At 33.9% G+C, this 4,834-nt stretch carries 4 protein-coding genes; all 4 read left to right on the forward strand.

Features of this window, described 5'->3' with window-relative positions; genetic code table 11:
• Positions 1-82 precede the first annotated feature (82 nt).
• Complete coding sequence (locus CN288_RS27480; RefSeq protein ID WP_176527764.1) at positions 83-379, forward strand: hypothetical protein; 297 nt, start codon at positions 83-85, stop codon at positions 377-379.
• Between the two features lie 978 nt (positions 380-1,357).
• Positions 1,358-1,618: a hypothetical protein gene (locus CN288_RS29230; protein WP_176527763.1), complete on the forward strand. Its 261-nt coding sequence runs from the start codon at positions 1,358-1,360 to the stop codon at positions 1,616-1,618.
• A gap of 116 nt (positions 1,619-1,734) precedes the next feature.
• A complete protein-coding gene (locus CN288_RS27490; RefSeq protein WP_098303605.1) occupies positions 1,735-2,997 on the forward strand; it encodes an MFS transporter in 1,263 nt (420 codons plus the stop codon).
• A 14-nt stretch (positions 2,998-3,011) separates the two neighbouring features.
• On the forward strand, positions 3,012-4,834 hold a 1,823-nt coding region (locus CN288_RS27495), incomplete at its 3' end, for a condensation domain-containing protein (protein WP_141528029.1).

The raw sequence follows: 4,834 nt of genomic DNA on the forward strand, positions 1-4,834 counted from the left end.
CTTAAGTTGATGGATGTGGGATACTCTCAGAAGAACCGTACTAGCATATAGAGAGGAGAATGGTACTGTCTATGCTTATTTAATGGTTACAAAATCTTTTGTAACAGTTGAAAGGCTAAAGCTGCATGTTGAAAAGTTAGGTTTTAAGGAAAATGAAAATATTATGTTAGATGCATCTGGATCGACATCAATGAGAGTTATAAAACCTAATGGAGAATTACTTGAGGATGGAGGGACAGAAGGTACCGGAACTTGGTATTCAGAAATTGGCGTTTTTATTCTTGGACCCTTTTTGGGGATAAATTCAAAAGACAATGAAGCAAATAGATATTCGTACAACATGATTCGAGTAATTAATACGCATGTAGAGAAGGAATGACTCTAAGAAGTAAATTCATTAATATGTATATTTCATTCATTTTTAGTAAACACAATGAACTTTATAAGAAATGAAAGCCCATGGATTTTTAGTAATTTCATGTATGATTTATATGTAAAAACCAACTTAAGAAAAGGTGTAATATGTGTAAAAGAGTCTTTAAGAATATGACTTCTTGTTTATTCAAGAAAAGGGCGCAATTCTGTAGCGAGAATTGTGCTCATTCTTTATGTATTTGGCCAGATTGCGGAGTGACGAATTGTGCAGATAATGGAAATTTGAAATCATTTGGGGTACCGTCATATGCCCATCAACTTAAGAATATCAACTACCCTCAATTGTACAAAGACGTTATTCTTTCTAAACAAGGTTATTAGAAAGGATGACGTCTTTTTGTATTTAAGGGTATTAAAATCTCTTAAGGTGAGGGTATGTATGATGATTGGTTGATTTTACCACATATTAGGTATTTTTGCTGAATATTCAAATTAATATCTTGGTGGCATAATATTATATTGTTTATATTTATGAATGCTTAACATTGGATTAATCCGGTATTTACATTATTTGAGTATTCTAAAGAAGTAAACAAGTAACAAAAATACAATGTGAATAGGAGGGAACTTAAATCGATTCAAATGACAGAAGTTGGGCATAGTGTAAACTTATTTGAATTTTTTATTTAATAAAAATCTATCAATTATTATATAAAAATAACTTCAAAATAGCCTAGTAGTCTTATTGATAAGTAGGCTATTTTAATAATGATAGTAAATAAAATGGGGCTATTGATGTATTTTTTTTATCAGAATTTTCTAATTTGATTATTTCAACTTTATGATGATAGTAGGAGGAAATTTTGTGTGATAGTATGTGGGGTGTAAAGTGTAGAAAATTCTGAAAAGGAGATGTGGATCGGATGTTCAAACTACTGTAAATAATAAAGTTACAAAACTATTAAATCATTATTTTCATCGAGTGAAGGTGAATCTTGTAGAAGAGGAAAATCAAAGAGAATTATATGAACATGAATTGATTAATGAACTATTCCCGTTGTTTAATGTTTCAGGAAATGACAACATGAATAGAAATTTTCTAATTCGCTTTCGTTTATTTGTAAGGGAGATTATTTCAGAGCAAGAACAGAAAATGAAAGAACTTGAAAAAACAAGAGATGAAGAGATAAATGTATTTGATTTAGTAGAGCGAAAAAAGATAATGAACTTTATGATTAATTGAAGTTTGAATTGTATTAAAGTTTAAATGAAAATATTTAGAGTGATTAATTATATCCAATAAAGGGGTCCCATGTACGCAAAAACATCCGTTTTAGTAAACTTAAGGAGATCGTTTTTATGAAAACTGCCGACTCAAAAAGTCTATGGGGAAATACAATTTATTTACAAGTTTTCTCTGCGTATTCATTGATTATGCTCGGAGTATTTATTGACATGTTAGCCATTATGACCATTGTTGGTTTTGAATGGGATGTAGACCCCACCATGATTGGGTTGATTCCGGTTGCGTATGCACTTCCTGGAATTTTATTTAGTTCATGGGCAGGTGTGATTGCTGATCGCTTTAGAAAAATTCCAATTATGATGTTTAGTAATCTTATGGTTGGTCTATTAACAATTGTTCTTTTATTTGTCCAAAATATTCATTGGCTTTTGTTAGCATTAATGATTCGATCCATTTTTACCGTTTTCTATTATCCTGCACAGCAAACACTGACACGACAAATTGTTTCTCCTGATTTGCTTACCAAAGCGGTAAGTATCAACGGTATAGTTGAGCAAGGAACCAAGATAGTGGGTCCGCTTATAGGGGGAATGTTACTGAGCTGGTTTCAGCCAGAATTTTGTCTTGTAATAAGGGCAATATGTTGTTTACTAGCTGCTTTGGTTTTATTGCCCACAATAAGGTTTAAGGAATCTCTGTCAAGAGAATATATAGAAAAGAAACAGCAAAGTACTTGGACTGCTTGGTTACAAGGCTGGAGTTATGTATTATCCAATCGGATGATATTATCAACCATGATTTTCTTTACAATAGCTATGGCAGTATTACAATTAGTAGACTCGCAGTTCCCTACTTTATTTAAGAGTTTGTTCCCAAATGATAAGAGTAAAATGGGATATATCATTTCTATTATTGGTATAGGGGGAATACTTGGTGCATTCTTAACTCAAAAAATAAAACATTTTCAATATGGTTGGGTAGTATGTGGAGGCATTGTTTTAATGGGAATTGGTTTTGGTGGGATTAGTCTGATAAGTCTGTCAAGTCCCGGTACATCGCTTATTTTTGGCTATCTGATTAGTTTTATCGCTGGTATTGGCAGTGGACTTATGCTTGTATCCAATCAAGTCATTCTGCAAATAGAATCTCATCAAGAACAGGTCGGAAGAGTGTTTGGAATTCAAAGCAGTTTAGCAAATGCAGTCCTCATCATTTCTCCAGCTATGAGCGGACCACTGGTTCATCTTTTTGGAGTAATTCAACTCTATCTTTATGTGGGTATTGGTCTCATCATCATTGGAGTAATTGGGGTTTCATTACAAAGATATTTTTGGGTTAAACATGAAAACGAACACATAAAAGTAACTAATCTTTGAAGGGAGATTTCTATATGTCCAATGAGGAGCGTTATCTTTTAAGTCATCCACAGAGGAGAATATGGTATACAGAAGTTATTTATTCAGGTAGAGGTATATGTAATCTAAAATTCTTGTTCAAGATCCATCGAAAAATGGATTTTTCATTATTAAATCGAGCCATGAATCGTGTTATTAGTGAAAACGATGGTTTGTGTATCAGGCTGAAAGAAAATGGACATCAGGAACCTGAGCAATATTTTGTTAAACATCAAGAACGAGAATTTGACTTCTTTGATTTCAGTTCCGAGAGAGATTCAGATTCGCTGGAAAAATGGATTGAGCAGAAGGCGCAAGAGACGTTTACGTTATTTGATTCTGATTTATACTATTTCGCTTTAATAAAATTAAGCGATAATGAGTGTGCCGTCTTTGGCAATGTCCATCACATTATCATGGATGGTTTATCAATCCAAATTTTTACTAGTCAGATTGCTAAATATTATCATGAGTTTCATAGTGAGACAGATGTGAACATACCTAGGAACTCATATGTTCAGTTTCTAGTCAATGAACAGACATACTTGAACAGCAGTCGTTTTCAAAAGGATCAAAACTTTTGGTTAGAGGAATTCAAAACACTTCCATCCGTGACGGGATTGAAACCCTGTAATGCTTACCAAGTTAGTACGAGAGCATCACGCGAGACGTTTTTATTATCTGAATATTTCAAGAAAGAGATAGAAGAATTTTCTGAAGAATACAAATATAGTGTATATACTCTTTTTGTTGCTGCGCTTTCGTTGTCGATGTATCGATGGACCTCATCGCTTGATATTGCCCTAGGAATGGCTTATGGCAATCGTATGACTAAAATGGAGCGGGAATTAATTGGAATGATGGTGAGTACAGTTCCTCTAAGAATGGATATCGATCCTGAAGAAGAAGTACTCTCATTTATTGGTCGAGTGTCCAGAAAACAAAGTAAATCATTACGACATCAGAAATATCCATTTGATTTGTTATTAAAGCAGATTAATAAAGAGAATAACAGTAATGTTCGACTTTTTGGAACTACGATTGATTATAGAGATCGTGCTGAAAGTGGTGACTCTCTTTGGATTCCAAATCGTGAAGAGGTACAAGATTTTGCAGTACATATCGAAAATTTGACTGATATAGACTCTTTACAAGTACATGTTGATTATCGTGAAGAGCTATTTTCCAAAGAAGAGATAATTCGCTTTTGTAACACAATGCTAGCATTAATGGAAAACACATTTAAAAATCCGAAGCAGAAGGTTGCTGAGATCGAAATTATCTCGGAAGAAGATAAAAGAAAAAGTTTAGTAGAGTTCAACGATCCTAAGCTTGACTTTCCACCACAAGCAACCATCCATGAGTTGTTTGTGCAGCAAGCGACGATTCATCCCAATGCCATTGCAGTTATGTATGAAAAGGAGAGACTTACCTATAGGGAGCTTAATGAACGTTCGAATCAGTTAGCTCACTATCTACAGAAAAAAGGAGTAGGCCCTGATTCATTGGTTGGACTTTGTGTTGAACGTTCTCTTGAAATGATTGTAGGTATTTTAGGGATTTTAAAGGTTGGTGGGGCTTATGTTCCACTTGATCCAACATATCCAGAACAGCGACTTCAGTACATTTTAGAGGATGCTAGCATTCAGTTAGTCGTAACGCAAGAGAGTTTAAAAGGATCGAAATGGTTACCAGAGAATATCAAATCGATTTGCCTTGATCGAGATCAAGTGGAGATTAAGAAGGAATGTACTGCTTTACCGATTTCTGATGTAAGTCCTCAACATCTCGCTTATGTAATCTATACTTCGGGATCAAC

Origin of the sequence: Bacillus sp. AFS023182 (genome assembly GCF_002560575.1) — a bacterium.
GTDB lineage: Bacteria > Bacillota > Bacilli > Bacillales > Bacillaceae_G > Bacillus_A > Bacillus_A arachidis.

Bases quoted from the DNA above. Each gene is read 5' to 3' on its own strand.
- CN288_RS27480 (WP_176527764.1), top strand. From the start codon at position 83: ATGGTTACAAAATCTTTTGTAACAGTTGAAAGGCTAAAGCTGCATGTT.
- CN288_RS27490 (WP_098303605.1), top strand. From the start codon at position 1,735: ATGAAAACTGCCGACTCAAAAAGTCTATGGGGAAATACAATTTATTTA.